The sequence below is a fragment of the Aquirufa avitistagni genome, assembly GCF_042715545.1.
GTDB lineage: Bacteria > Bacteroidota > Bacteroidia > Cytophagales > Spirosomataceae > Aquirufa > Aquirufa avitistagni.
Genome location: NZ_JBBKXZ010000006.1, coordinates 1 through 706 on the forward strand (window position 1 = coordinate 1; position 706 = coordinate 706).

The window sequence follows — 706 nt, forward strand, 5'->3', positions numbered from 1 at the left end:
CCGTACCGGAAGGTGTGGCTGGAACACCTCCTTTCTGGAGACGCTATTTATTTTTGATATATGTTTAAAGCATATGTCAATCGTTTTTATTTCTATCACACGCTTAAAGGAAAGGTTGCTTGAATGAGAGCAGATCCTTTTAAAAGTTTTAAGGATTGCAAGATTACAAAGCGGGCTTGTAGCTCAGGTGGTTAGAGCGCTACACTGATAATGTAGAGGTCCGTGGTTCGAGTCCACGCAGGCCCACAAGAAATGAAAGGCATGTGGGATGAGAAGTAAGAGTGAAGAAGTAAGAGGTGAGAGATAAAAAGTGAGAGTAAGCGTTAGGCAAACGAGTTTAACAACAAGAGATTAACAAAGAGAACCCATTAACCTGGGGGATTAGCTCAGCTGGCTAGAGCACCTGCCTTGCACGCAGGGGGTCAACGGTTCGAATCCGTTATTCTCCACCAACAAAGAATTAAGAGTTAAGAGTTAAGATTAAGAGTTACCGATTAAGCGAACGAGTTTAATCATCCGATTGAAAGAAGTATTAAAGTTCCAGACTGACTACTGTCAACTGGCTACTGATTACTGACTACCACCCTCCCCTACTCGAATGAGAGTTTGGACTTGGGAACGATGTAAATGCGATGGATTTATCTATCAAAGTTTACACAAGGTTCTTTGACATATTGTGAGAATAAAGTAAAGAGTAAGAGCAAAT

General features: G+C 41.4%; 2 tRNA genes. Both read left to right on the top strand.

What is annotated here, in order from left to right:
• Positions 1-172: 172 nt before the first annotated feature.
• Positions 173-246 (top strand) — tRNA-Ile (locus tag U0R10_RS11335).
• A 129-nt stretch (positions 247-375) separates the two neighbouring features.
• Positions 376-452 (top strand) — tRNA-Ala (locus U0R10_RS11340).
• Positions 453-706: the final 254 nt, after the last annotated feature.